This is a genomic window from Embleya sp. NPDC005971 (genome assembly GCF_040629175.1).
Classification (GTDB): Bacteria; Actinomycetota; Actinomycetes; order Streptomycetales; family Streptomycetaceae; genus Embleya.
In genome coordinates this window covers 137,595-162,851 of record NZ_JBEXUX010000007.1, presented here as the reverse complement: position 1 = coordinate 162,851, position 25,257 = coordinate 137,595, and the positions used below count along the sequence as shown (strand labels likewise).

The 25,257-nt window shown below is 69.8% G+C and carries 19 protein-coding genes and 3 tRNA genes; 2 read left to right on the top strand and 20 right to left on the bottom strand.

Annotated elements, in window-relative coordinates; all coding sequences use genetic code 11:
- Window positions 1-35 precede the first annotated feature (35 nt).
- The 12 genes from rpsG to ABZ374_RS09585 form a co-directional block, all read right to left on the bottom strand.
- Window positions 36-506 (bottom strand): 30S ribosomal protein S7, encoded by a 471-nt coding sequence (rpsG, locus tag ABZ374_RS09640; protein ID WP_161360661.1) that lies wholly within the window; start codon window positions 504-506, stop codon window positions 36-38.
- Window positions 506-880, bottom strand: a complete 375-nt coding sequence (gene rpsL, locus ABZ374_RS09635; protein ID WP_020549242.1) for a 30S ribosomal protein S12 — start codon at window positions 878-880, stop codon at window positions 506-508. Before rpsL ends, rpsG begins: the two co-directional genes overlap by 1 nt.
- 448 nt (window positions 881-1,328) lie before the next feature.
- Window positions 1,329-1,829, bottom strand: a complete 501-nt coding sequence (locus tag ABZ374_RS09630; RefSeq protein WP_360308755.1) for a DUF4190 domain-containing protein — start codon at window positions 1,827-1,829, stop codon at window positions 1,329-1,331.
- 148 nt (window positions 1,830-1,977) lie between these two features.
- Complete coding sequence (locus ABZ374_RS09625; protein ID WP_360308752.1) at window positions 1,978-5,853, bottom strand: DNA-directed RNA polymerase subunit beta'; 3,876 nt, start codon at window positions 5,851-5,853, stop codon at window positions 1,978-1,980.
- Between the two features lie 138 nt (window positions 5,854-5,991).
- Complete coding sequence (gene rpoB / locus ABZ374_RS09620) at window positions 5,992-9,471, bottom strand: DNA-directed RNA polymerase subunit beta (RefSeq protein ID WP_360308749.1); 3,480 nt, start codon at window positions 9,469-9,471, stop codon at window positions 5,992-5,994.
- Between the two features lie 672 nt (window positions 9,472-10,143).
- Window positions 10,144-10,524, bottom strand: a complete 381-nt coding sequence (rplL, locus tag ABZ374_RS09615; RefSeq protein WP_360308746.1) for a 50S ribosomal protein L7/L12 — start codon at window positions 10,522-10,524, stop codon at window positions 10,144-10,146.
- Between the two features lie 93 nt (window positions 10,525-10,617).
- Entirely contained in the window at window positions 10,618-11,181 is a 564-nt protein-coding gene (gene rplJ, locus ABZ374_RS09610) for a 50S ribosomal protein L10 (protein ID WP_360308743.1), read from the bottom strand.
- Window positions 11,182-11,593: 412 nt separating this feature from the next.
- The gene (gene rplA / locus ABZ374_RS09605; protein ID WP_360308740.1) at window positions 11,594-12,310 is read right to left on the bottom strand and encodes a 50S ribosomal protein L1; all 717 of its coding nucleotides are present in this window, start codon (window positions 12,308-12,310) and stop codon (window positions 11,594-11,596) included.
- Between the two features lie 130 nt (window positions 12,311-12,440).
- Window positions 12,441-12,875 carry a 50S ribosomal protein L11 gene (gene rplK, locus ABZ374_RS09600; RefSeq protein ID WP_020549250.1) on the bottom strand — a complete coding sequence of 145 codons (435 nt, stop codon included), beginning with the start codon at window positions 12,873-12,875 and terminating at the stop codon, window positions 12,441-12,443.
- Between the two features lie 172 nt (window positions 12,876-13,047).
- On the bottom strand, window positions 13,048-13,860 hold the full coding sequence (nusG, locus tag ABZ374_RS09595) for a transcription termination/antitermination protein NusG (RefSeq protein ID WP_360308902.1): 813 nt from the start codon (window positions 13,858-13,860) through the stop codon (window positions 13,048-13,050).
- Window positions 13,861-13,972: 112 nt separating this feature from the next.
- Window positions 13,973-14,416 carry a preprotein translocase subunit SecE gene (gene secE / locus ABZ374_RS09590; RefSeq protein ID WP_360308737.1) on the bottom strand — a complete coding sequence of 148 codons (444 nt, stop codon included), beginning with the start codon at window positions 14,414-14,416 and terminating at the stop codon, window positions 13,973-13,975.
- Window positions 14,417-14,418: 2 nt separating this feature from the next.
- Window positions 14,419-14,491, bottom strand: a tRNA-Trp gene (locus tag ABZ374_RS09585).
- Between the two features lie 205 nt (window positions 14,492-14,696).
- Between ABZ374_RS09585 and ABZ374_RS09580 the strand changes: the two genes are divergently transcribed.
- Both ABZ374_RS09580 and ABZ374_RS09575 read left to right on the top strand, forming a co-directional pair.
- Window positions 14,697-15,941 (top strand): pyridoxal phosphate-dependent aminotransferase, encoded by a 1,245-nt coding sequence (locus ABZ374_RS09580; protein WP_360308734.1) that lies wholly within the window; start codon window positions 14,697-14,699, stop codon window positions 15,939-15,941.
- Between the two features lie 113 nt (window positions 15,942-16,054).
- Window positions 16,055-17,128, top strand: a complete 1,074-nt coding sequence (locus tag ABZ374_RS09575) for an adenosine deaminase (RefSeq protein ID WP_360308731.1) — start codon at window positions 16,055-16,057, stop codon at window positions 17,126-17,128.
- Between the two features lie 24 nt (window positions 17,129-17,152).
- Here ABZ374_RS09575 and ABZ374_RS09570 read toward each other — a convergent pair whose 3' ends face one another.
- From ABZ374_RS09570 to ABZ374_RS09535, 8 genes are all read right to left on the bottom strand, one after another.
- Window positions 17,153-18,205, bottom strand: coding sequence for a UDP-N-acetylmuramate dehydrogenase (locus ABZ374_RS09570; protein ID WP_360308728.1), 1,053 nt, complete (start codon window positions 18,203-18,205; stop codon window positions 17,153-17,155).
- 33 nt (window positions 18,206-18,238) lie between these two features.
- The gene (locus ABZ374_RS09565) at window positions 18,239-18,667 is read right to left on the bottom strand and encodes a MaoC family dehydratase (protein ID WP_360308725.1); all 429 of its coding nucleotides are present in this window, start codon (window positions 18,665-18,667) and stop codon (window positions 18,239-18,241) included.
- Window positions 18,668-18,669: 2 nt separating this feature from the next.
- Window positions 18,670-19,131: a MaoC family dehydratase N-terminal domain-containing protein gene (locus ABZ374_RS09560; RefSeq protein ID WP_360308722.1), complete on the bottom strand. Its 462-nt coding sequence runs from the start codon at window positions 19,129-19,131 to the stop codon at window positions 18,670-18,672.
- Window positions 19,132-19,246: 115 nt separating this feature from the next.
- Window positions 19,247-19,411 carry a 50S ribosomal protein L33 gene (rpmG, locus tag ABZ374_RS09555; protein ID WP_004571794.1) on the bottom strand — a complete coding sequence of 55 codons (165 nt, stop codon included), beginning with the start codon at window positions 19,409-19,411 and terminating at the stop codon, window positions 19,247-19,249.
- Window positions 19,412-19,487: 76 nt separating this feature from the next.
- A tRNA-Met gene (locus tag ABZ374_RS09550) sits at window positions 19,488-19,563 on the bottom strand.
- Window positions 19,564-19,608: 45 nt separating this feature from the next.
- Window positions 19,609-19,681, bottom strand: a tRNA-Thr gene (locus ABZ374_RS09545).
- A 65-nt stretch (window positions 19,682-19,746) separates the two neighbouring features.
- The gene (locus ABZ374_RS09540) at window positions 19,747-21,603 is read right to left on the bottom strand and encodes a hypothetical protein (RefSeq protein ID WP_360308719.1); all 1,857 of its coding nucleotides are present in this window, start codon (window positions 21,601-21,603) and stop codon (window positions 19,747-19,749) included.
- On the bottom strand, window positions 21,600-25,241 hold the full coding sequence (locus tag ABZ374_RS09535) for a DUF5682 family protein (protein WP_360308899.1): 3,642 nt from the start codon (window positions 25,239-25,241) through the stop codon (window positions 21,600-21,602). The genes ABZ374_RS09540 and ABZ374_RS09535 overlap by 4 nt, the downstream gene beginning before the upstream one ends.
- Window positions 25,242-25,257 lie beyond the last annotated feature (16 nt).

The window sequence follows — 25,257 nt, the reverse complement described above, 5'->3', positions numbered from 1 at the left end:
TGTCTTCTCTCGGCTTCTCGTCGTTGCGGGTGGAACTACCAGCGGTAGTGCGCGAAGGCCTTGTTGGACTCGGCCATCTTGTGAGTGTCCTCGCGGCGCTTGACCGCGGCACCGAGACCGTTGCTCGCGTCCAGCAGCTCGTTCATCAGACGCTCGGTCATCGTCTTCTCGCGACGAGCGCGGGAGTAGCCGACGAGCCAGCGGAGAGCGAGGGTCGTGGAGCGGCCCGGACGGACCTCGACCGGCACCTGGTAGGTCGCGCCACCGACGCGGCGGCTGCGGACCTCGAGGGTCGGCTTCACGTTCTCGAGGGCACGCTTGAGCGTGATGACCGGGTCGGTACCGGTCTTCTCGCGGCAACCTTCGAGAGCGCCGTAGACGATCTTCTCGGCGACGGAGCGCTTACCGTGCGACAGGACCTTGTTCACCAGCGAGGTGACCAACGGCGAGTTGTAAACCGGGTCGATGATGACCGGTCGCTTGGGGGCAGGGCCCTTACGCGGCATTAGCTCTTCTCCTTCTTCGCGCCGTAGCGGCTGCGCGCCTGCTTGCGGTTCTTGACACCCTGGGTGTCGAGCGAACCACGAATGATCTTGTAGCGGACACCGGGGAGGTCCTTCACACGACCACCACGAACGAGCACGATCGAGTGCTCCTGGAGGTTGTGACCCTCACCGGGAATGTAGGCCGTCACTTCGATGCCACTCGTGAGGCGCACACGCGCGACCTTGCGAAGCGCCGAGTTCGGCTTCTTCGGCGTCGTCGTGTAAACACGGGTGCACACGCCGCGACGCTGCGGGCTCCCCTTGAGCGCCGGAGTCTTGGCCTTGTCGACCTTGTCCTGGCGGCCCTTTCGGACCAGCTGCTGGATCGTGGGCACCGCGTCTCCGTCTTCTTCGTGCCGAGCGGTCTTTTTGAAGCGACTGCAATGTCTGAATCGGCCTGCATCCCGGTCGACGCCGGAGCCAACCGCAAGTCCGACCCCCGCGGTCGGGCGTGTCGCCCGGTCTTGGGAGTGTGCTTGCTTAGGAGGCTGTGGGTCGGTCTCTCGGGCCTCTCACGCACAGATCCCGTCGGGATCGCGGTGAGCGCAGCCACAAGAGCCCGGGGACACCCCAGGCACAAGGAGAGAGACTACCTACCACAGCAGCAGAGGTCAAAGCGAAAAGAAAGACCCCCGCCACGACATGGAATTCGGTGCTCTCACCGTGGTGGAGCACCGAATCGTTCAGGGCGGTACATCACCCTCCGAGCCCCACCGTACCCGGCATTGCGGCCCGAGGCGAACGAGCGCGCGCCCGGTTCCCCACCGGGGGCGCGAACGTGACTCAGCACACCGCGCGCAGTGCGCCGAACAGATGCAGGTAGTCCGAATAGTCATCATTGTTCGAATCCAGGACCAGGACCACGATGGTCAGCGCCAGCAGGGCCATGCCGATCCAGCCCAGCACCACGCCGGCGATCGCCATGCCCCGACCCTGCTGGCCGGTACGAGCGGTCTGGGCCAGCGCTATGTGTCCGAAGATCACCGCGAGCAGGCTGCCCAGCCAGTAGAGCCACAGGATGCCCAGGATCATCGACGCGATGGCCAGGCCGTTGGTGCCCGGCTGGGGCAGGTAGCCGCCGTAGCCGGGGTGCTGGGGGTAGCCGTATCCGTACGGCGGCTGCTGCCCGTACTGCGGCGCCTGGCCGTAGCCGTAGGGCGCGGGCGACTCCCCCGGTCCGTAGCCGTATCCGTAGGGCGGGTACGGCTCGCCGTACGGGTTCTGCGCGTCGCCGTACGGCTGCTCTCGATAGGGCCCGTACTCGGACCCGCCAGGGGTGCTCATGGAGGTTCTCCCGGGGTGGGACGACGCGTCGCCGGTATCGTCGCACCGATCGTCGCGCGGTGGAGAGGGTCCGCGTACCGAAGGTATGGATATGCGACAGGGCCGCCACCCCGAAGGATGGCGGCCCTGTGCGTCGACCGGGGGCTGATCAGCCCTGGTAACCGCCGAAGTCGTACTCCTCCAGCGGGACGGCCTGGCCGGAGCCGGAACCGAACGCGGAGTAGTCCGCCTCGTCGTACCCGGACATCGAGTACATCGCGGCCTTGGCCTCTTCGGTGGGCTCGACCCGGATGTTGCGGTAGCGGGGCATGCCCGTACCGGCCGGGATGAGCTTGCCGAGGATCACGTTCTCCTTCAGGCCCAGCAGCGGGTCCGACTTGGCGTGGATCGCCGCGTCGGTCAGCACCCGGGTGGTCTCCTGGAAGGAGGCCGCCGACAGCCACGACTCGGTGGCCAGCGACGCCTTCGTGATGCCCATGAGCTGCGGACGACCCGAGGCCGGGTGCCCGCTCTCGGACATCACCCGACGGTTCTCGGTCTCGAACCGGCCACGCTCGACGAGCTCGCCCGGAAGCAGCTCGGCGTCGCCCGACTCGATGATCGTCACGCGGCGGAGCATCTGCCGAATGATGATCTCGATGTGCTTGTCGTGGATCGACACACCCTGCGAGCGGTAGACCTGCTGGACCTCCGCCACGAGGTGGATCTGCACGGCACGCTGGCCGAGGATGCGCAGCACGTCGTGCGGGTTGACCGCGCCGACGAGCATCTTCTGACCGACGTCGACGTGGTCGCCCTCGTCGACCAGCAGGCGCGAGCGCTTGCTGACCGCGTACGCCAGTTCCTCGGAACCGTCGTCCGGGACCACCACGACCTTGCGGGTCTTCTCGGTGTCCTCGATGCGCACCCGACCGGCCGCCTCGCTGATCGGGGCGACACCCTTGGGGGTGCGCGCCTCGAAGAGCTCGACGACACGCGGCAGACCCTGCGTGATGTCGTCACCCGCCACACCACCGGTGTGGAAGGTACGCATCGTGAGCTGGGTGCCGGGCTCACCGATCGACTGGGCGGCGATGATGCCGACCGCCTCGCCGATGTCCACGAGCTTGCCGGTCGCCAGGGAGCGGCCGTAGCACATGGCGCAGGTGCCGACCTTGGACTCACAGGTCAGGACCGAACGCGTCTTCACCGACTCGACGCCTTCGGCGACGAGGTGGTTGATGATCACGTCGCCGAGGTCGGCGTTGGCCGGGGCCAGCACCTTGCCGTCGACGACGACGTCCTCGGCCAGGTTGCGGGCGTACACGCTGGTCTCGACGTCGTCGTCCTTGCGGAGCACGCCGTCGGCGCCGCGGGTGGCGATCGACAGGACGAGGCCGCGGTCGGTGCCGCAGTCCTCCTCGCGCACGATCACGTCCTGCGACACGTCCACCAGACGACGGGTCAGGTAACCCGAGTCGGCGGTACGCAGCGCGGTGTCGGCCAGACCCTTACGGGCACCGTGCGTCGAGATGAAGTACTCGAGGACGGACAGACCCTCACGGAAGGACGCCTTGATGGGACGGGGAATCGTCTCGTTCTTGGCGTTCGACACCAGACCACGCATACCCGCGATCTGACGCATCTGCATCATGTTTCCGCGGGCACCCGAGTCGACCATCATGAAGATGGGGTTCGTCTTGGGGAAGTTCAGGTTCATCGCCTCGGCAACCTCGTTGGTCGCCTTGGTCCAGATCTGAATCTGCTCCTGCTGACGCTCGTCCTTGGTGATCAGGCCGCGCTCGTACTGCTTCTGCACCTTCTCGGCCTGGGCCTCGAAGCGCTCCAGGATCTCCTTCTTCGCCGGCGGCACGACGACGTCGGAGATGGAGACGGTGACACCGGAACGGGTGGCCCAGTGGAAGCCGGCCTCCTTCAGGTTGTCCAGCGTTGCCGCCACGACCACCTTCGGGTACCGCTCCGCCAGGTCGTTCACGATGATCGACAGCGTCTTCTTGCCGATCTCCTCGTCGACGAACGGGTAGTCCGCCGGCAGAAGCTCGTTGAACAACGCGCGACCGAGCGAGGTGCGCACGCGCAGCGGCGAACCGGGCTCCCAGCCCTCGGGCGCGACCCAGCCGCGCGACGGGACGGTACCCGCCGGCAGCCGCAGCTCGATCTTCGCCTGCAGGTCGAGCTCACGGGCGTCGAACGCCATGATCGCCTCGGCCGTGGACGCGAAGACGCGCCCGTCGCCCTTGGTGATCTCCCGCTCGGAGGTCAGGAAGAACAGCCCGAGCACCATGTCCTGGGTCGGCATGGTGACGGGGCGACCGTCGGCCGGCTTCAGGATGTTGTTGCTGGACAGCATGAGGATGCGGGCCTCGGCCTGCGCCTCCGCGGAGAGCGGCAGGTGAACGGCCATCTGGTCACCGTCGAAGTCCGCGTTGAACGCGGTGCACACGAGCGGGTGGATCTGGATGGCCTTGCCCTCGACGAGCTGCGGCTCGAACGCCTGGATGCCCAGACGGTGCAGCGTCGGTGCCCGGTTGAGCAGCACCGGGTGCTCGGCGATGACCTCTTCGAGCACGTCCCACACCACGGGGCGGGCGCGCTCGACCATGCGCTTGGCCGACTTGATGTTCTGCGCGTGGTTGAGGTCCACCAGGCGCTTCATCACGAACGGCTTGAACAGCTCGAGCGCCATGGCCTTCGGCAGACCGCACTGGTGCAGCTTGAGCTGCGGGCCGACGACGATGACCGAACGCGCGGAGTAGTCCACGCGCTTGCCGAGCAGGTTCTGACGGAAACGACCCTGCTTGCCCTTGAGCATGTCGGACAGCGACTTGAGCGGCCGGTTGCCCGGGCCGGTCACCGGACGACCGCGGCGGCCGTTGTCGAACAGCGCGTCGACGGCCTCCTGGAGCATCCGCTTCTCGTTGTTCACGATGATCTCGGGGGCACCGAGGTCGAGCAGACGCTTCAACCGGTTGTTGCGGTTGATCACGCGGCGGTACAGGTCGTTCAGGTCGGAGGTCGCGAAGCGGCCACCGTCCAGCTGCACCATCGGACGCAGGTCCGGCGGGATCACCGGGACGCAGTCCAGGACCATGCCGTTGGGGCTGTTCCGGGTCTGCTGGAACGCGGAGACGACCTTGAGGCGCTTGAGCGCGCGGGTCTTCTTCTGGCCCTTGCCGGTGCGGATGATCTCGCGCAGCTTCTCGGCCTCGGCGTCGAGGTCGAACGACTCCAGCCGACGCTGGAGCGCCTGCGCGCCCATGCCGCCCATGAAGTACGTGCCGAAACGGTCACGCATCTCACGGAAGAGGATCTCGTCGCCTTCGAGGTCCTGGACCTTGAGGTTCTTGAACCGGGTCCAGACGTCGTCGAGACGGTCGAGCTCGCGCTGGTTGCGGTCGCGAAGCTGCTTCATCTCACGCTCGGCACCTTCGCGCACCTTGCGGCGGACGTCGGACTTGGCGCCCTCGGCCTCCAGCTCGGCGAGGTCGGTCTCGAGCTTCTTCTGGCGCTCTTCGACGCTGGCGTCACGACGCTGCTCGATCTGCTGACGCTCGACCGAGATCTTGGCGTCGAGGGACGGCAGGTCGCGCTGGCGACGCTCGTCGTCGACGTACGTGATCATGTACGCCGCGAAGTAGATGACCTTTTCGAGGTCCTTCGGGGCGAGGTCGAGCAGGTAGCCGAGGCGGCTGGGCACGCCCTTGAAGTACCAGATGTGCGTGACGGGCGCGGCGAGCTCGATGTGGCCCATGCGCTCACGACGCACCTTGGCGCGAGTGACCTCGACGCCGCAGCGCTCACAAATGATGCCCTTGAAGCGGACGCGCTTGTACTTGCCGCAGTAGCACTCCCAGTCCCGGGTCGGACCGAAGATCTTCTCGCAGAAGAGCCCGTCCTTTTCCGGCTTCAGGGTGCGGTAGTTGATGGTCTCGGGCTTCTTGACTTCACCGTGCGACCACTGGCGGATGTCGTCTGCGGTAGCGAGGCCGATACGCAGCTCGTCGAAGAAGTTGACGTCGAGCACTGTTTCGTCAATCCCTCTTTCGGGGTTTGGTCCCGGCGGTCACGGCTGGGGCTGTGCCGTGCTCACCAGTGTGTGTCTTCATCAGGACTGGGGTCGAAATCCCGGGGCCGGCCTCACGGCCGGACCCGGGAGGGAGCCTCAGACCTCTTCGACGCTGCTCGGCTCACGCCGCGACAGGTCGATACCAAGCTCCTCCGCAGCGCGGAAGACGTCCTCGTCGGTGTCGCGCATCTCGATCGACATACCGTCGCTGGAGAGGACCTCCACGTTGAGGCAGAGCGACTGCATCTCCTTGATGAGCACCTTGAAGGACTCGGGGATGCCCGGCTCCGGGATGTTCTCGCCCTTGACGATCGCCTCGTAGACCTTGACTCGGCCGAGGACGTCGTCGGACTTGATGGTCAGCAGCTCCTGGAGCGCGTAGGCGGCACCGTATGCCTCGAGTGCCCACACCTCCATCTCACCGAAGCGCTGGCCACCGAACTGGGCCTTACCACCCAGCGGCTGCTGGGTGATCATCGAGTAGGGACCGGTCGACCGGGCGTGCAGCTTGTCGTCGACCAGGTGGTGCAGCTTGAGGATGTACATGTACCCGACCGACACCGGGTGCGGGAACGGCTCGCCGGAGCGGCCGTCGTACATCTTCGCCTTGCCGGTGCCGTCGATCAGACGGACGCCGTCGCGGGTCTTGTTGGTCGAGTCGAGGAGACCGGTGATCTCCTCCTCGCGCGCACCGTCGAAGACCGGGGTGGCGACGTTGGTGCCGGGGGCACCCTGGTCGGCCGCGATCGCCCGGAGGCGACCCTTCCAGTCCTCGTCGTCGCCCTCGACGCTCCAGCCGGTCTTGGCGATCCAGCCGAGGTGCGTCTCCAGGACCTGACCCGGGTTCATGCGGGACGGGACACCGAGCGGGTTGAGGATGATGTCGACCGGGGTGCCGTCCTCCAGGAACGGCATGTCCTCGACCGGCAGGATCTTCGAGATGACGCCCTTGTTGCCGTGTCGACCGGCGAGCTTGTCACCGTCGGTGATCTTGCGCTTCTGCGCGACGTAGACGCGGACCAGCTGGTTCACGCCCGGCGGCAGCTCGTCGCCGGCCTCGCGGTCGAAGACGCGCACGCCGATGACCTTGCCGGACTCGCCGTGCGGGACCTTGAGCGAGGTGTCGCGCACCTCGCGCGCCTTCTCGCCGAAGATCGCACGGAGCAGACGCTCCTCCGGGGTCAGCTCGGTCTCACCCTTGGGCGTGACCTTGCCGACCAGGATGTCGCCGGGTACGACGTCGGCGCCGATCCGGATGATGCCGCGCTCGTCCAGGTCCGCGAGGACCTCTTCGGAGACGTTCGGGATGTCCCGGGTGATCTCCTCCGGGCCGAGCTTGGTGTCCCGGGCGTCGACCTCGTGCTCCTCGATGTGAATCGAGGAGAGCACGTCGTCCTGCACCAGACGCTGCGACAGGATGATCGCGTCTTCGTAGTTGTGACCCTCCCACGGCATGAACGCCACGAGCAGGTTCTTGCCGAGGGCCATCTCGCCCTCTTCGGTGCACGGACCGTCGGCCAGCACCTGGCCGGCCTCGACCCGCGCGCCCTCGTCGACGACGACCTTCTGGTTGAAGGACGTGCCCTGGTTCGAGCGCATGAACTTCTGCACGCGGTACGTGGTGTACGTCGCGTCGTCGTTCATCACGGTGATGTAGTCGGCCGAGACGTCCTGGACCACACCCGGCTTCTCGGCGGTGATCACGTCGGCGGCGTCGACCGCGGCGCGGTACTCCATGCCGGTGCCCACCAGCGGGGACTCCGCCTTCAGCAGCGGCACGGCCTGGCGCATCATGTTCGAGCCCATGAGCGCGCGGTTCGCGTCGTCGTGCTCGAGGAAGGGGATCATCGCGGTCGCGACCGACACCATCTGGCGCGGCGAGACGTCCATGTAGTCGACTTCGTCGCCGGGGATGTAGTCGATCTCGCCGCCGCGGCGACGCACGAGCACGCGGGCCTCGGCGAAGACGTCGTCTTCCTTGAGCGGCGCGTTCGCCTGGGCGATGACGAAGCGGTCTTCCTCGTCGGCCGTCAGGTAGTCGATGCCGTCGGTGACCCGGCCCTCGATCACCTTGCGGTACGGGGTCTCCACGAAGCCGAACGCGTTGACCCGACCGTAGGACGCGAGCGAGCCGATCAGGCCGATGTTCGGGCCTTCGGGGGTCTCGATCGGGCACATCCGGCCGTAGTGCGACGGGTGCACGTCACGGACCTCGAAGCCGGCCCGCTCACGCGAGAGGCCACCGGGGCCCAGGGCGGAGAGACGACGCTTGTGGGTCAGGCCCGACAGCGGGTTCGTCTGGTCCATGAACTGGGAGAGCTGGCTGGTGCCGAAGAACTCCTTGATGGAGGCGACGACCGGCCGGATGTTGATCAGGGTCTGCGGCGTGATCGCCTCGACGTCCTGGGTGGTCATCCGCTCGCGGACGACGCGCTCCATCCGGGCCAGGCCGGTACGGACCTGGTTCTGGATGAGTTCGCCGACGTTGCGCAGGCGACGGTTGCCGAAGTGGTCGATGTCGTCGACCTCGACCACGATCTCCTGGCCCGACGCGCCTTCCATGGCCTCTTCGCCGGCGTGCAGCTTGACCAGGTACTTGATGGTCGCGATGACGTCTTCGACGGTCATGACGCCGGCGTCCAGCGCCTGCTCGACCCCGAGCTTCTTGTTCACCTTGTAGCGGCCGACCTTGGCGAGGTCGTAACGCTTCGGGTTGAAGTAGAGGTTCTCGAGCAGGGTCTGCGCGGCCTCGCGGGTCGGCGGCTCCCCCGGACGCAGCTTGCGGTAGATGTCCAGCAGCGCGTCGTCCTGGCCCTGGGTGTGGTCCTTCTCCAGGGTCTGCCGCATCGACTCGTACTGGCCGAACTCCTCGAGGATCTGGGAGTCGGTCCAGCCGAGCGCCTTCAGCAGCACGGTGACGCTCTGCTTGCGCTTGCGGTCGATGCGGACACCGACGGTGTCGCGCTTGTCGATCTCCAGCTCCAGCCAGGCACCACGCGAGGGAATGACCTTCGCGCTGAAGATGTCCTTGTCGGACGTCTTGTCGACCTGGCTGTCGAAGTAGACACCCGGGGAGCGCACGAGCTGGGACACCACGACACGCTCGGTGCCGTTGATGATGAAGGTGCCCTTGTTCGTCATGAGCGGGAAGTCGCCCATGAAGACCGTCTGGCTCTTGATCTCGCCGGTCTCGTTGTTGGTGAACTCGGCCGTGACGAACAGCGGCGCCGAGTACGTGAAGTCGCGCTCCTTGCACTCCTCGATGGAGTTCTTCGGAGGCTCGAACCGGTGGTCCCGGAACGTCAGGGACATCGAACCGGAGAAGTCCTCGATCGGAGAGATCTCTTCGAAGATCTCTTCGAGGCCGGACTTGGTGGGCACATCCTGTCCGCCCGCGAGGGCGGCCTCGACCCGTGCCTTCCACGCACTGTTGCCGAGCAGCCAGTCGAAGCTCTCGGTCTGCAACGCGAGAAGGTTCGGAACCTCCAGGGGTTCCCTGATCTTGGCGAAGGAGATGCGGAGCGGGGCAGTGGCGGCGCCGGGGTTGGTAGCGGAGGCGGTGCGCGAGGCGGCCAAGAGGGGTCCTTCCGAGGGCTCGGACTCACTATGCGCATACAAGACGGCCCGGGTTCATACACCGGGAGAAGTCGATAGGCAGCGCAAAGGGTCAGTGTAGCCACAAGGCACACCGCTGTCCAGCCCCTACGAAGGGCCGGTCCACCACCCGGATTCAGAAACCATCCGGCAACCGTGCTTCAGGGGTGCGTCCGAAGAATTGCGCGCCCCGATCCGTTCGTCAAGGGGTTGCTTTCCCCCTCAGAGCCGACGGAACCCTTCCGCGCCCCGGGAAAACCGGACGGAGGTCCCGATCCTGCGGCCTGCGACGAGAGTCTCGTCACATCGGCCGACCGGGTTCGCGAGGAGCCTCGGGAAGCCTGGAAAACACGGTAGACCGCCCGTCCGACAACGACCGGATCCGGCGGCTCACGAGAGGGTCCGCGCGCCCTGGCGCGCGCCCTCGGCGAGGCGCGACGGGCCTGGTACGAGCGGGTTCGGCGGACGCCGAGAGTGTTGGGAGTATCACCCTTTCGAGCGAGGCCGAGAGAGGTATGTCCGACTCTGGGCGGCTCGCCGCGGGGGTCGCCCGGCGCCGTCGAACGGTCCGTGATCCGGTCCGGAAAAGCCCGAAGGCGATCGCCCTGACGGACGATCGCCTTCGGTGATGCCGCCCGAAGGGGCGGCGTCGAATTACTTGACCTCGACCGAGGCGCCGGCGCCTTCGAGGGCAGCCTTCGCCTTCTCGGCGGCCTCCTTCGAGACCTTCTCCAGGAGCGCCTTGGGGGCGGAGTCCACGAGGTCCTTGGCCTCCTTCAGACCGAGGCTCGTGAGCGCGCGCACCTCCTTGATGACCTGGATCTTCTTCTCGCCGGCACCCGTGAGGATGACGTCGAACTCGTCCTGCTCCTCGGGCGCGTCCGCGACGGCGACCGGGCCACCGACGGCGACGGCGGCCGGGGCGGCAGCCTTGACGTCGAAGGTCTCCTCGAAGAGCTTCACGAAGTCCGAGAGCTCGATGAGGGTCATTTCCTTGAACGACGCAAGCAGCTCGTCGTTGCTGAGCTTCGCCATGATCGGCGGTCCTTCCTGATCAATTCGGCTGGTGCCGGGTGGTGTGGGATGGCGGGGGCGCTGCCCCCGGCGACCAAGGTCGCGACTGCCGAACTACTCGGCGGTCTCGGCCTCGGCGGCGGGAGCCGGCTCGCCGGCACCGCCCTGCTCGACCTTCGCGCGCAGCGCGTCCGCAGTGCGGACGAACTCCGTGAGCGGAGCCTGGAAGGTCGCCGCGGCCTTGGCCATGGTTCCCTTCATGGCGCCCGCCAGCTTGGACAGCAGCACCTCGCGGGACTCGAGGTCCGCGAGCTTCTTGATCTCGTCGGCGCTGAGCGCCTTGCCCTCAAGGACGCCGCCCTTGATGACGAGAAGGGGGTTCGCCTTGGCGAAGTCACGCAGGCTCTTCGCGGCCTCCACGGGGTCACCCGTGACGAACGCGATCGCGGACGGGCCTTCGAAGAGGTCGTCCAACTGAGCGATGCCCGCCTGGTTGGCGGCGATCTTGGTCAGCGTGTTCTTCACCACGGCGTACTGCGCGTTCTCACCGAGCGAACGACGCAGCTCCTTGAGCTGCGCGACGGTGAGTCCGCGGTACTCGGTCAGCACTGCGGCGTTCGAGTCACGGAACTGCTCCGTGAGCTCGGCGACCGCGGCCGCCTTGTCGGGCCTCGCCATAGGGCTGGCCTCCTTCCGCGATGCGATTGCCGATCGACCGTGGCGGTCGATCGTGTGCCGGATGAATACGCCGGTCCGCAGGGCGGAAGGGGTCCACATACAAAAACGCCCCGGCGCAGGCGCACGGGGCGTACATCCTCGAAACACGCGGAGTCCGCGGGTCTCGGGGGCAACGTCTCACGTTCACACCTGCGCAGGCCGTCCGCGATGCGGAACCTTCGTTTGCCGACCCTGCCTTACGGCACGACGACAACGACCGACGGTCTTTGGCTTGTTGCCAAGGTACGCGATGGCACTCGTTCGGAGCAAATCGGTTCGCGGAGGAAGGGCTGGCGCGGCGCGGGCCGACGGCGAACGTGCCGAGGCCCGGCACACCGTGGGGTGTGCCGGGCCTCGTTCGCGTGCGGGCGGATCAGACCGCCTCTTCCTCCACCAGGAGGTTGCGGACGCGGTTCGGGTCGACCTGGATGCCGGGGCCCATCGTGGTCGAGACGCCGACCTTCTTGATGTAGCGACCCTTGGCGGCCGACGGCTTCGCGCGGAGCACCTCTTCGAGGGCGGCGGCGTAGTTCTCGACGAGCTGGGTGTCGTCGAACGTCGTCTTGCCGATGATGAAGTGCAGGTTCGAGTGCTTGTCGACGCGGAACTCGATCTTGCCGCCCTTGATCTCGTTCACGGCCTTCGCCACGTCGGGCGTGACCGTGCCGGTCTTCGGGTTGGGCATGAGGCCACGCGGGCCGAGCACGCGGCCCAGGCGGCCGACCTTGCCCATCAGGTCCGGGGTGGCGACGACGGCGTCGAAGTCGAGCCGACCCTTCGCGACCTCGTCGATCAGCTCGTCGGAGCCGACGATGTCGGCGCCGGCGGCCTTGGCAGCCTCGGCACGGTCACCGGTCGCGAAGACCAGGACCCGGGCGGTCTTGCCGGTGCCGTGCGGGAGGATGACGGTGCTGCGGACCATCTGGTCGGCCTTGCGCGGGTCGACGCCCAGGCGCATGGCCACCTCGACGGTGCCGGCGAACTTGGAGGGCGAGGTCTCCTTGGCCAGGCGAACGGCCTCGAGCGGCGAGTAGAGCCGGTCGTGGTCGACCTTGGTGTCGGCCTCGCGGTAGGACTTGCTGCGCTTCACTGAAAGCTCCTGAAATTCCGAAAGGAGTTGTGGTGGGAGCGGGTCGCGCGGACCCTTCCACTCCGCCAGGTCGTGGGCTTTCGCGCACGTCCTCGCGTCGGTTCTGGTACTGCCGGACTGCGGGGCTCGATCAGCCCTCGACCGTGATGCCCATCGAACGCGCGGTGCCGGAGATAATCTTCTCCGCGGCGTCGATGTCGTTGGCGTTCAGGTCGGCCATCTTGGTCTGCGCGATGCCGCGGATCTGCTCGCGGGTGACCTTGGCGACCTTGGTCTTGTGCGGCTCGCCCGAGCCCTTCTCGACACCGGCGGCCTTGAGGATCAGGCGCGCGGCCGGCGGCGTCTTCGTCACGAAGGTGAAGGAACGGTCTTCGTAGACCGAGATCTCCACCGGGACGATGTCGCCACGCTGCGACTCGGTCGCCGCGTTGTACGCCTTGCAGAACTCCATGATGTTGACGCCGTGCTGGCCCAGAGCGGGACCGACCGGCGGGGCCGGCGTGGCTGCGCCGGCCTTGATCTGCAGCTTGATGATCGCTGACAGCTTCTTCTTCTTGGGAGGCATTTTTTCCGGGTCCTTCGACGAGATGTACGTCCCGATCACCACGCGGAGCGCGGACGTGTTCGGGCCCGCCACGCGGTGCGGCGCCCCCTCAACGATAACCACCGTTGTGAGGGCGCCTTGTCCACCACCCGGATGCGACCCCGGCGAAACGGGGTCCCACCTGGGGGAAGTATCAGTTCTTCTGGATCTGGCTGAACGAGAGCTCGACCGGCGTCTCGCGCCCGAAGATCTCCACCAGACCCTTGACCTTCTGCGAGTCGGCGTTGATCTCGTTGATCGTCGCCTGCAGCGTCGCGAAGGGACCGTCGATGACGGTGACCGAGTCGCCGACCTCGAAGTCGAGCACCTTGACCTCGGTCGTGCTCTTGGCACCGCTGCCGCCGCCGGCCGCCTTCTCCTCCTCGGGGGCGAGGATCTTGACGACCTCGTCGAGGGTGAGCGGGAAGGGCTCGTGCGCGTTGCCGACGAAGCCGGTCACCCCGGGGGTGTTCCGGACCGCGCCCCACGACTCGTTCGTCAGGTCCATCCGGACCAGCACGTAGCCGGGGAACTTGTTGCGCTTGACGGTCTTGCGCTGGCCGTTCTTGATCTCGACGACCTCTTCCTGCGGCACCTCGACCTGGAAGATGTACTCCTCCATGTTGAGCGAGGTGGTGCGGGACTCGAGGTTGGCCTTCACGCGGTTCTCGTAGCCCGCGTACGAGTGGATGACGTACCACTCGCCCGGGGCGCGGCGGAGCGCGTCCTTGAAGTCCTCGACCGGGTCGCCCTCGGGGGCGTCCTCGAGCTCGGCGTCGTCGTCCTCGGCCTCGGCGGCTTCGGCGTCGTCGTCCTCGAACTCGTCGTCCGCGTCCTCGGCGTCGTCGTCCTCGGTGGCCTCGGTGTCTTCCACTTCGTCATCGGTGGAGACGGCCGGGGCCTCGGCCGCGTCTTCGAGGTCTGCGTCCTCGAAAGCTGCGGCCTCCGCCTGCTCCGACAGGGCCACCGTCTCGTCGGCGGAGTTGTCGGCGGACAGGTTCGGGTCAGACACGTTGGGTACTTCTTCCTGGCTGGGGGTCGAACGGTCGTTGCAGGCGCGCTGCGAAAAGGGGTGAGGCTCAGCCGAAGATGGCGAGCGCGGCCTTCGCGAAGCCGAGGTCGAGTCCGTAGACGATGCCGATGATCATCAGGCAGAACACGATGACCACCGTGGTGTACGTGCTCAGCTCGTTGCGGGTCGGCCAAACGACCTTGCGCAGCTCGGCGATGATTTGCCGGTAGAAAAGAGCCGCCCGCGCGAACAGGTTCTTCTTCTTCTGCTCCGGCTTGCCCGAAGAACCCTTCGGGCGGTTCGCCCGGCGACCGCCGGGGGGCTCGTCGTCGGAGCCGCGGCCATCAGAGCTGCTGTGCTCAGGCGTAGCCGTGGAGCCGTGGGCCTCCGTCAACTCGTCCTCACCTGATCCGGTCCGACCGTGATCACCGACGGGGTTGTCGGCGCCGACAGTTTGCGCTGACTGCGTACGAGCCACGGTCGATCCGAGGATCGACAGCGGTTCGCACATCGCAGGGCACGAGGGACTTGAACCCCCAACCCCCGGTTTTGGAGACCGGTGCTCTGCCAATTGAGCTAGTGCCCTTCACGTGGTCATCAACCTAGCGGAGACGCCGACCCGAGAACACAACATTTTCGGGCGCGGCAGCATGCAGGTTGGGACCGCCAAGCGTCGAGTGTACGGGGTCCGGTGCGTCAGGTCGAACCCGTGCCGCGCGGGTCCGCCGGATCGACGCGCCGGCGCGAAATCGACAGGCCCGCGCCGAGGCGGAAATGCGACCATGGCCGGCATGACGGCTCCCACCCCCAGCTCCCCGTCCGGGCCCACCGCCAAGCGCCGGGTCTCGGCCCTCGTCGGTGCCATCGCCGAGTCCGCGACGCTCGCGGTCGACGCCAAGGCCAAGGCGCTCAAGGCCGCCGGTCGACCCGTGGTCGGCTTCGGCGCGGGCGAGCCGGATTTCCCCACGCCCGAGCACATCGTGGAGGCGGCGGTCGCGGCCTGTCGCGAGCCGAGGTTCCACCGCTACACGCCGGCCGGCGGGCTGCCCGAGCTGAAGGCCGCGATCGTGGCCAAGACGCTGCGTGACTCGGGCCTGGTGGTGGACCCGGCCCGGGTCCTGGTGACCAACGGCGGCAAGCAGGCGATCCACGAGGCGTTCGCGGCCGTCCTGGACCCGGGCGACGAGGTGCTCGTGCCGGCGCCGTACTGGACCACCTACCCGGAGTCGATCAAGCTCGCGGGCGGGGTCCCGGTGGCCGTGGTCGCCGACGAGGGCACCGACTACCTGGTGTCCGTCGAGCAGTTGGAGGCGGCGCGCACCGAGCGCACCAAGGTGCTGGTGTTCGTCTCGCCGTCGAACCCGACCGGCGCGGTGTACTCGCGGGAGCAGACCGAGGCGATCGGGCGCTGGGCCCTCGAACACGGGCTGTGGGTGTTGACCGACGAGATCTACGAGCACCTGGTCTACGACGACGCCGAATTCGTGTCGATGCCGGTGCTGGTGCCCGAGCTCGCGGACCGCTGCGTGATCGTCAACGGGGTCGCCAAGACGTATGCGATGACCGGCTGGCGGGTCGGTTGGATCATCGCTCCCGAGGACGTGATCAAGGCGGCCACCAACTTCCAGTCGCACGCCACCTCGAACGTGTGCAACGTCGCGCAGGCCGCCGCGCTCGCCGCGCTGACCGGCGATCCGGCCGCGGTGGAGACGATGAAGGTCGCCTTCGACCGGCGCCGGCGCACGATCGTGCGGATGCTGAACGAGATCCCGGGCGTGCGGTGCCCCGAGCCCAAGGGCGCGTTCTACGTCTACCCGTCGGTCAAGGGGGTGCTGGGCAAGGAGATCCGGGGGGTGCGGCCGGCGACCTCGGCCGAGTTGGCGGCCCTGATCCTGGACGAGGTCGAGGTGGCCGTGGTGCCGGGCGAGGCGTTCGGCACCCAGGGCTATCTGCGGCTGTCCTACGCGCTCGGGGACGAGGATTTGGTCGAGGGGATCGAGCGGATCGCCCGGTTGTTGGGCGAGGCGAAGCGGTAGGCGCGGCGCCGGCGCGGTCGTTCACGTGCCGGCCGCCGAAGTTTCGGCTCTCCTTCAGGGGATCATCCGCAGTACCCCTCACGTGCGAGGGGCCGGTGGTCCATGATCTGTGGATGGATCGTCCCGCACGCGATGTCCGCACCCTCCCGAAGGCTCATCTCCACCTGCACTTCACGGGATCCATGCGGTCGCAAACCCTGTTGGAACTGGCGGATCTGCACGGAGTGCGGCTGCCCGACTCGCTGACCTCGGGTCGACCACCACGCTTGCGGGCCACCGACGAGCGGGGCTGGTTCCGGTTCCAGCGGTTGTACGACATCGCCCGCTCGTGTGTGCGCACGCCGGACGACATGCACCGGCTGGTCCGCGAGGCGGCGGAGGACGACCGGTCCGAGGGTTCGGGCTGGTTGGAGATCCAGGTGGATCCGACCTCGTACGCGCCGCGCCTGGGCGGGTTGACGCCGGCGGTCGAGATCGTGCTCGACGCGGTGGAGGCCGCCCGGGAGGCGACCGGGATCGGGATCGCCGTGGTGATCGCGGCGAATCGCACCAAGCACCAGTTGGAGGCGCGCACGCTGGCCCGGCTCGCCGCGCAGTACACCGACCGGGGTGTGGTCGGCTTCGGGCTGTCCAACGACGAGCGGCGGGGGCGGGCGCCCGCGTTCGAGCGGGCCTTCGAGATCGCCCGGCACGCCGGGCTGTTCGCGAACCCGCACGGCGGCGAGTTGGACGGGCCGCGCAGCATCCGCGAGTGCGTGGACATATTGGGCGCGCGCCGGCTCGGGCACGGGATCCGGGTGGTGGAGGATCCCGAGTTGATGGCGCTGCTCGCGCGGCGGCGGATCGTGTGCGAGGTGTGCCCGGCGTCCAACGTCGCGCTCGGCGTCTACGACAAGGCCGCGGATGTGCCGCTGCGGAGGTTGTTCGACGCGGGGGTGCCGATCGCGTTGGGCGCCGACGATCCGTTGTTGTTCGGTTCGCGGTTGGCCGCGCAGTACGAGTCGGCTCGCGACGATCACGGTTTCGACGACGCGGAGTTGGCCGAGCTGGCCCGGCAGTCGATCCTGGGCTCGGTGGCGCCGGCGCACGTACAGCGCGCGCTGCTGGACGGGGTGGACGGGTGGCTGGCGGCGCCCGGTGTCGCGGCGCGGGCGGATCTGCTGCCCGCCCGGCCGCCGGCTCGGTGACCGAAGGGCGCGGCCGGCCCCGGGTCAGAGCTCGGCGTTGATCAGGACCGGTTCGTTGATCAGGGTCACGCCGAACACCTCGTGCACGCCGTCGCGCACCTCGCGGGCCAGGGTGAGCAGGTCCTCGGTGCTGGCCTCGCCGCGGTTGGTCAGGGCCAGCGTGTGCTTGGTGGAGATGCGCGCCCGGCCCTGTCCGTAGCCCTTGGTGAAGCCGGCCCGCTCGATCAGCCAGGCCGCGGAGGTCTTCACGTGGTCGGCGCCGGAGGGGTAGCGCGGCGGGGTGACGTCGGGGCCCAGGTGCCGCGAGGTTCGGGCGGTCAGCTCGGCGAAGGCGTCGTGGGTGAGGATCGGGTTGGTGAAGAACGAGCCCGCGCTCCAGGTGTCGTGGTCGGCCGGGTCCAGCACCATGCCCTTGCCGCGCCGCAGGCTCAGCACCGCCGTCCGGGCCGCCTCGACCGGGACCTGCTCGCCCGGCTCGACGCCGAGCGTACGAGCCAGTTCGGCGTACCGGATCGGCGCCGAGCGGCCCGCGTCGTCGCGCAGCCGGAAGCGCACTCGCAACACCACGAAGCGGTCGTCGCCCTTGAAGACGCTGTGCCGGTAGGTGAAGCGGCATTCGGCGGCGGTCAACGTGCGCAGGGCGCGCTCGGTCCGGTCGTAGACCTCGACCGCGGTGATCGTCTCGGCGACCTCCTGGCCGTACGCCCCGACGTTCTGCACCGGCGTCGCGCCGGCACTGCCCGGGATGCCCGCGAGGCATTCGATGCCGGACAGGCCCGCGGCGACGGCGGCGGTGACCACGTCGTCCCACGGCACGCCGGCCTCGACGCTCAGGTCGGTGCCGGCCAGGTGCAGCCCGGTGGTGGCGATCCGCAGTACGTCCCCCGGGAATCCGTCGTCGCCGACGACCAGGTTGCTGCCGCCGCCGAGCACGAGCAACGCGATGCCCTGCTCGTCGGCGGCACGAACGATCGCCGGCACCGCGTCGGTGGTCGTGGCCGTGTGGAGCCGACGGGCCGGACCGCCGAGGCGGAGGGTGGTCAGGGAGGCGAGAGGCGCGTCGGTTTCAGGCTGCACCGTTGGATTCTCGCATCCCGGCCGGGGCGGGACTCAGGCGAGCTGGACCACGGCCCTGGGCACACCCAGGACCTTGGCACCGCCGGCGGTGACCACCAGGTCCACCCGGGCCCGGCGATCGTCCAGGAGCACCGCGACCTTGCCGGTGACCTCGATGGTCGCGCCCTCGACGGTGTCCGCGACCACGACCGGCTTGGTGAAGCGCACGCCGAACTCGATCAGCGCGCCCGGGTCGCCGAGCCACTCGGTGACCACCCGCGCGGCCTCTGCCATGGTGAACATGCCGTGCGCGATCACGTCCGGCAGGCCGACCTCGGTGGCGAACCGGCCGTTCCAGTGGATCGGGTTGAAGTCGCCCGAGGCGCCCGCGTAGCGGACCAGGGTCTCCCGGGTGACCGGGAAACTGCGGGCGGGCAGTTCGGTGCCGACCGCGACGTCGTCGAAGGAGATCTTGGCGGTCATGGTCAGCCCTCCGAGTCGTCGGCCGCGGCGCGGGCCACCAGGGTCGAGAGCGCGGTGACGATGTGCTCGCCCTCCACGGTGGTCACCTCGGCGCGCGTGGTGAGGATGTCGTTGCCCGCGAGGGACTTGATGTTGTCCACGGTGGTCACCACGGTCAGCCGGTCGCCGGCGCGGACCGGGCGGGTGTAGGTGAACTTCTGGTCGCCGTGCACGACGCGCGAGTAGTCCAGGCCCAGCTCGGGGTCGTAGACCACCTGGTCCGCGGCGCGCATGGTGACCACGATCGCGAAGGTCGGCGGCGCGATCACGTCCGGGTGGCCGAGCGCCTTGGCCGCCTCGGGGTCGTTGTACGCGGGATCGGGGTCGCCGATCGCGGCGGCGAACTCGCGGATCTTCTCCCGACCCACCTCGTACGGCTCGGTGGGCGGATACGTCCGCCCGATGAACTTCGCGTCCAGCGGCATGTAGCGGTTCTCCCTGGTGGGTGGCGGGCCGGTGCGGGCAACGCTGCGGAGAATACGACAACGAGGCCACCCCCCTGATGGGGAGTGGCCTCGTCGGTGTCGTGGTGCGAACCGCCTAGCGGGTTTCGCGGTGCGCGGTGTGCGCGTTGCAGCGGGGGCAGTGCTTCTTCATCTCAAGACGGTCCGGGTCGTTACGCCGGTTCTTCTTGGTGATGTAGTTCCGCTCCTTGCACTCCACGCAGGCCAGCGTGATCTTCGGGCGGACGTCGGTGGCAGCCACTGGAGTGCCTTCCTTGCGGTCAGGGGTGAATACAGCAAAAGCAGCCGATGCGGAGTCTCCCCCGAATCGGCTCGCTTGGTAGCGGCGACCGGACTTGAACCGGTGACACAGCGATTATGAGCCGCTTGCTCTACCGTCTGAGCTACGCCGCCTCAACGAGGCCCCCGCCTGTTTCCAGGCGGGGATCCCATCGTCTGAGCCCCAATACGGAATCGAACCGTAGACCTTCTCCTTACCATGGAGACGCTCTACCGACTGAGCTATTGGGGCGAGCAGGAAAACCATACACGCTGCCCGTCACCGATCGGAAATCGATTGGCGCAACGCCCCCGGCTCTACTGCTCGGCGGACCAAACAGCCCTGGTCAGAGCACCTTCGACGGTTTGCGAGTAGACGGCGGCGGCCAGCCACGCGGCGGACAAAAGGTCGTTGTCGCCCGCGCGAAGACGCCCGAAAACATCCCGTTCGCGGCCCGCCGCGACCTGCCCGAGGCGCTCGACCAGGGTCGCTCCCGTGGCCAGCCCGACCCGGCGCAGTCGGGCGGTGTCGGCGGCGGTGGAACCGGCCAGCGCGAGCACCGGCCGACCGCCGCTGATCGCTCGCTCTACGTGACGGTGCATCAGGTACAGCGGGCCGGCCGGGAGTTCCTCGGCCGCGACGGTCACGGCGGGGGTCGACGCGGCGGCCGGGAGGTCGGCGCGGTGCAGCCGGTCCAGGCCCAGGTCGACCCGGCCCAGCCGGTCCTCGGCCAGTCGCAGTGTCGGTCCCTCGCCCGGCGGGACGCCGACCGCGAGCACCCGCACGGCACGGTCGGCGCCGGGTTCGAGGCGGCCGATCAGCCGCAAGCGCAGGCCCGGACAGGTCGCCAGCAGGCGCAGGTTGTCGCGGTAGGCGAAGGCGGGGTCGGCGTGCGCGACGAGCAGGTGCACATCGAGTCCGGCGCAGACGGCGTGGACCCGGTCCCGGGCGCCGGGGGTCGGGCCGAGCACGGTGACGTCGAGGAAGACCAGGTCGGCGCCTGCGGGGCGGTCGTCGGCGGGCCGATCGCGGTGGCCGACGACGCGGTCGACCTGGGTGGCCGGCGGCACGTCCCACAGCGCGCCGAGCGGCTCGTCGGTCCAGGCCGCGCCACCGGCCCGGGCCGCGCGGACCCCCTGGCCGGCGCCGAGCCGGCCGCCGGCGGACACGGTGGCGCCGGAGACGACCAGGCCGGCGCGGGTGAGCGCGACCGGGTCGATGGAGGTGTCGCCGACCCGGATCGCGCGGGTCGCGGCGCCGACCGCGCGGTCGGCGCCGCCGGGGGCGACGTCGCCGATGGTGCGCAGGGTGCCGGTCGGGTCGACGGTGGTGGTCACCGCGCCCGCGAAGCCGCGGGCGGTCAGTACGGGTTCGGTGAACAGCCCGTACAGCCGCAACGACCCGGCCGGTGCGTAGGCCCGGCGGGAGGTGCCGCGCAACGCGTCGAGGGCCGGGGCGGTCTCCCCCGTCGAGGTGCGCAGGAGGTGCGCCACGTCGAGCAGTTCGCGCAGCGCGGCGACCAGGTCGGTGAGCCGGTACGCGGGATCGCCGGCCCGGGCGGTGCGCAGGCCGGTGGCCACCGCGACGGCGGCGGCGGACGCCCGGTGCAGTCCGGCCAGGCGTGCGGTGTGCGCGGCGCGCAGCAGGCCGGCCTGGAGGACGGCGCCGGCGGTGTCGACGCCGGCGTCCACGATCGCGGCGCCGGCCGTCCACAACGCGTCGGCGGCGGCGCGTTCGGCACCGGTGGGCTCGGTGCCGGCGCCGGGCTCCGTGCTTGCGGCGGCTTGGTGCGGTGTTGTGGCGGTGTTCGGGTCGGGGGTCTCGGTGCTGCTCGAAGTGCCTTGGGGGTCGGGGGTGTTCGAGGTTTCCGGGGTGGGTTCGGCATCGGCGACCGGGGCCGAGGCGGCGGCTGCGGCGCGGTGTACACAGGCCGGAGCGAGCAGGCACGAGCAGTGCAGGTCCTCGGCGCGGGTGACCGATCCGGTGGGGATGGACAGGGTCAGTTCGGCGTCCTCGCCGACGGTGATCCGTACGGTGTCGCCGTCGCGGGAGACCGGGTACGCGGCGAGCTTGTCGATCGCGGCGTCCAGGCGTTTGCGCAGGCGCGGGGTGAGCGCCTCGATGATGCCGGCGGTGACGTCCGGCGCGACCGGTGGCAGGCCCTGGGTGCTCATCGGACCTTCTCTCCGACCCAGCGGGCCAGTTCGGTGGGGCTCAGGGCGGCGACCGGCATGCCGGCGGCGACGAGGCTGCCGGCGACGGCGGCGGAGTAGCGCGGGCGACCCGCGTCGTCCAGGCTCGCGCAGCCCAGGATGTGGCAGCCGGAGGAGGCCAGGGTGCGTACCTCGGCGAGCAGGCCGCCCAGGGGGTAGCCCTCCTCGAAGTCGCTGATCACGGTGATCAGCGTGCGGGAGGGCACGGTGACCAGTTCGCGGGCGGCGCGCAGGCCGGCGGCGATGTGCGTGCCGCCGCCGACCTCGACCTCCAGGAGCAGGCCGAGCGGGTCGTGCACGTGCTCGGTGAGGTCGATCACCTCGGTGGAGAAGGCCAGGAAGTGGGTGCTCAGCGACGGGACGCCGGCCAGGATCGACGCGGTGAGCGCGGACCAGATGGTCGATGCCTCCATCGAGCCGGACACGTCCACGACCAGGATCAGCCGCCAGTCGTTGCTGCGGCTCGACCGGGTGCGGAAGATCGGCCGCTCCGGGACCACGACCACGGTTCCGTCGGCCGTGCGGCGGGCGGTGCCGAGGTTGGCGCGCAGGGTGCGCGGCAGGTCGAGGGCGCCGCCGGGACGGCGGGTGGGGCGTGGGGTGGTGATGCCGGTGAGGGCAGGTCGCAGCCGGGTGGCGAGTTCGCGGGTGAGTTCGGCGACGATCCGGGAGATCAGCGGGCGCAGCAGCGCGAGTTTGGCCTCGGGGAGGCCGCCGGCGTGGGCCAGCACGGTTTTGAGCAGGTCCACCGAGGGGCGGGCCGCGGCGGGGTCGAGGTGGGTGAGGACGTCGGTACGGCCGGCTGCCGCGGCGGCGGCCAGGACCTCCTCGCGGATGTCGGAGCCGAAGAGGGCGATCAGGTCCTCGGACCATTCCCGGACGCCGGGGTAGGGGGCCTGTCGGCCGCCTCGGTCGCCGTTGCCGAGGTCGCTGCGGGAGCCTTCGCCTCGGCCGGTGCCGTAGAGCTCGTCGAGCGCGGTGGCCATCTGCCGGGCGTTGCCCTGGAGGTGGTCGGAGCGGCGGCCGAGGATCAGTTTCCAGCGCTGTTGTGGGGGGATGGCCGCGGGGGCGTCCTGGTGGGGTCGGGATTGTGCCCACCCGCTCACCGGGCCGGCGGCGGGAGTTGCCGCGGGCGCGGGGGCGGCGGCCGGCTCGGCAGCGTTCGTGGGGGTGGGTGGGGGAAGCAGGGATCGGTGGGCCAGGGCCTGGTGGGCGGTCAGGTCGGCGGAGGTCCAGTGGGCCAGGGCGATCGGGTCGGCGTCGGTGTCCACCCGGTCGCCGAGGTGGTCGGCCACCGCGTCGAGGACGCGGTCGCGGGCGGCGGGGCTGAGTGTGTCGAAGCCGCCGCGCAGGGCCGGCAGCCGGTCCAGGAACGGGCGGTCGGCAAGGGTGTCGACGCGGTCCAGGAGAGCCGCCAGGACCGGGCCGCCGGTCTGCAGGAGCGGGCCGGCCGCGGTGAGCAAGCCGGTGAGCCGGCGGGTCAGGTCGGCCCGGGCGGCCGCGGTGGTCGCGGTGTCGAGCCACGAGCCGATCCGGTCGCCGAGGTCGGCCGGGTCCTCGTGGCCGAGCAGGACGCGCACGGCGCCGGCCGCGGCGGACATCAGCGGCGAGCCGTCGGCGGCCAGTCGGGCCAGTCCCGTGGTCAACCGGATCCCGCCGAACGTGTCGGCGCGCTCGGCCAGATCGGCCAGGGCCCGGGCATCGGCGGGGTCGTCGGATCCGGTCAGACCGTCGAGGTGGCGGACGGCGGCGGTGAGCAGGGTCTGGGTGACGTCCTCACCGGCACCGGGACGCGTGTCCGAGTCGGTGCGGGCCGGGTCGAGGGTGCCGGGGGTGGCGGCGGACACGGCGTCGGGGCGCGTCGTCGACTTCGGGTCGGGGGGCGCGGTGGCGGTGGGTGGGGTGGGGGGTGTCGGGTCGGGGGTTCGGGGGGTGGCGCCCAGGTGGCCGGCGTGGATGCGGTCGGTCAGGGTCAGGGCGGTGAGCAGGTTCGGCAGGGTGGCGATGGTGGGCAGGGTCTGGCCGGTCTCGTTCAGTCGGGTGGCGGTCAGGTCGGACAGGCCGCACGCGGCGGCGCGTTCCAGGCCGGTGAGGATCTGTTCCGCCGTGGGGCCGCCCTCGTCGAGTTCGGCTCGGTGTTGTGCGCGCAGGGTGCCCTCGGCGGCCTGTTCCGGGGTCACGCCCCGGACGCCGGCCGCGTCCAACAGGGCCGCCACGGACGGGGTCCAGCGCACCCGCCAGCGGGTGGTGACCGCGTCCGCGCCGCCGGCGCCGACCACCGCGACCGGTTCGGCGTACGGGATCCGACAGGTCGTCAGTTGTTGCAGGAGCAGTTCGCGCCGCCGGTCCAGGTCGCTGCGCAGCGGGTCCAGGCGCAGGTCGCGTTCGGCCGGGTCGGCGGGGCCGGGCAGGCCGAGTTCGGTGATCCGGCGCTCCACCTCGGGGCCCAGGCCGCTGCGCGGTGCGGCCGGCGCCGGGCGGCCGGCTCGTTTGCCGACCAGGACACGTTCGAGTGCGCGGGCCACCGATCGGCCCCGGCCCAGCGGCTCGCCGTGGGTGAGCACGGTCTGTACCGCTTCGAGCAGTTCGCCACGGCCCGCCGCGGGCAGTCCGCGCAGGTTGGCCAGGTCGCCGGCGAGCCGGACGATCTCGCGGGCGTCGGCCGGTCCGCTGGGGTGGCCCTGGCCGCGCAGGTCGGTGCAGATCCGCACGGCCGCGGCGATCAGCGCCTCGTGCAGCGCGGCCGGGTCGCCGCCGGATTCCAGTACGCGTTGCTGCCATTCCGGGTCGCGGATGCCGGCCGGGTAGCCGGAGCGGGCGTCCAGGAGCGGGTAGGTGTACGGGATCAGCGACATCGTGACGTCGGCGATCTCGGCGGCGGGTGTGGTGGTGTCCGGTTCGGACGGGGCCGGTTCGAGCAGCGCCGGTGCGTGGAACGCGCCGAGCACCACTGCGGCACGCGCGCCGGTGGTGGTCGCCTCGTGCAGCGTGGCGCGCATCCACGCCTCGCGGCGCAGGTCGACCGGGTCCACGGTGCCCGCGTCCCGGCGCAGGGCCCAGCCGACGGTGAGCGCCGCCCGGCGGATCGCCTCGGCGGTCGAGCCGGGTGCGGTGGCCTCGACCAGCCGGTCCCACAGGTCGTCGCCGGCCCGGCCGGTGAGCCGGTCGCGCAACGCGGCGTGCAGGCCGCCCGCGCCGGTCTCCGCTCCGGCCTCCGCGCCCTCGCCGTCGGACGCGCGGTCGGTGCGGTCCCATCCGGGGTGGCCCAGCGGAAGGTCGCACGGGATCGCCGGGACACCGTTGCGGGCGGCCCAGCGCAGCGCGGCCAACTCCGGCGAGAAGTCGGCGAACGGGTAGAAGCCGAGGCCGCCCCGGCCGGTGCCGGCCAGGGCGATCGGCGCGCGAGTGTCCTCGTGTGCGAGCCATTGCAGCCAGGGCGCGGCCTCGTGCGGCAGTTCGACAAGGAGCACGTCGGGGCGGGCCGCGTCCAGCAGGGCCGGGACGGCGGCGGCGAGCGAGGGGGCGTGGTGGCGCACCCCGATCAGGTAGGGCTGCCGGGACGCCGCCAGGCGCTCGGCAGCCGGACGGGCCTCGTCGATGGGCCCGTCCGTACGT

Excerpts from the sequence above, each read along its gene's own strand:
- rpsG (WP_161360661.1), bottom strand. The coding sequence starts at position 506 with ATGCCGCGTAAGGGCCCTGCCCCCAAGCGACCGGTCATCATCGACCCG.
- ABZ374_RS09630 (WP_360308755.1), bottom strand. The coding sequence starts at position 1,829 with ATGAGCACCCCTGGCGGGTCCGAGTACGGGCCCTATCGAGAGCAGCCG.
- rplL (WP_360308746.1), bottom strand. The coding sequence starts at position 10,524 with ATGGCGAAGCTCAGCAACGACGAGCTGCTTGCGTCGTTCAAGGAAATG.
- rplJ (WP_360308743.1), bottom strand. The coding sequence starts at position 11,181 with ATGGCGAGGCCCGACAAGGCGGCCGCGGTCGCCGAGCTCACGGAGCAG.
- rplK (WP_020549250.1), bottom strand. The coding sequence starts at position 12,875 with ATGCCTCCCAAGAAGAAGAAGCTGTCAGCGATCATCAAGCTGCAGATC.
- secE (WP_360308737.1), bottom strand. The coding sequence starts at position 14,416 with ATGTGCGAACCGCTGTCGATCCTCGGATCGACCGTGGCTCGTACGCAG.
- ABZ374_RS09580 (WP_360308734.1), top strand. The coding sequence starts at position 14,697 with ATGACGGCTCCCACCCCCAGCTCCCCGTCCGGGCCCACCGCCAAGCGC.
- ABZ374_RS09575 (WP_360308731.1), top strand. The coding sequence starts at position 16,055 with ATGGATCGTCCCGCACGCGATGTCCGCACCCTCCCGAAGGCTCATCTC.
- ABZ374_RS09565 (WP_360308725.1), bottom strand. The coding sequence starts at position 18,667 with ATGACCGCCAAGATCTCCTTCGACGACGTCGCGGTCGGCACCGAACTG.
- ABZ374_RS09560 (WP_360308722.1), bottom strand. The coding sequence starts at position 19,131 with ATGCCGCTGGACGCGAAGTTCATCGGGCGGACGTATCCGCCCACCGAG.
- ABZ374_RS09540 (WP_360308719.1), bottom strand. The coding sequence starts at position 21,603 with ATGAGCACCCAGGGCCTGCCACCGGTCGCGCCGGACGTCACCGCCGGC.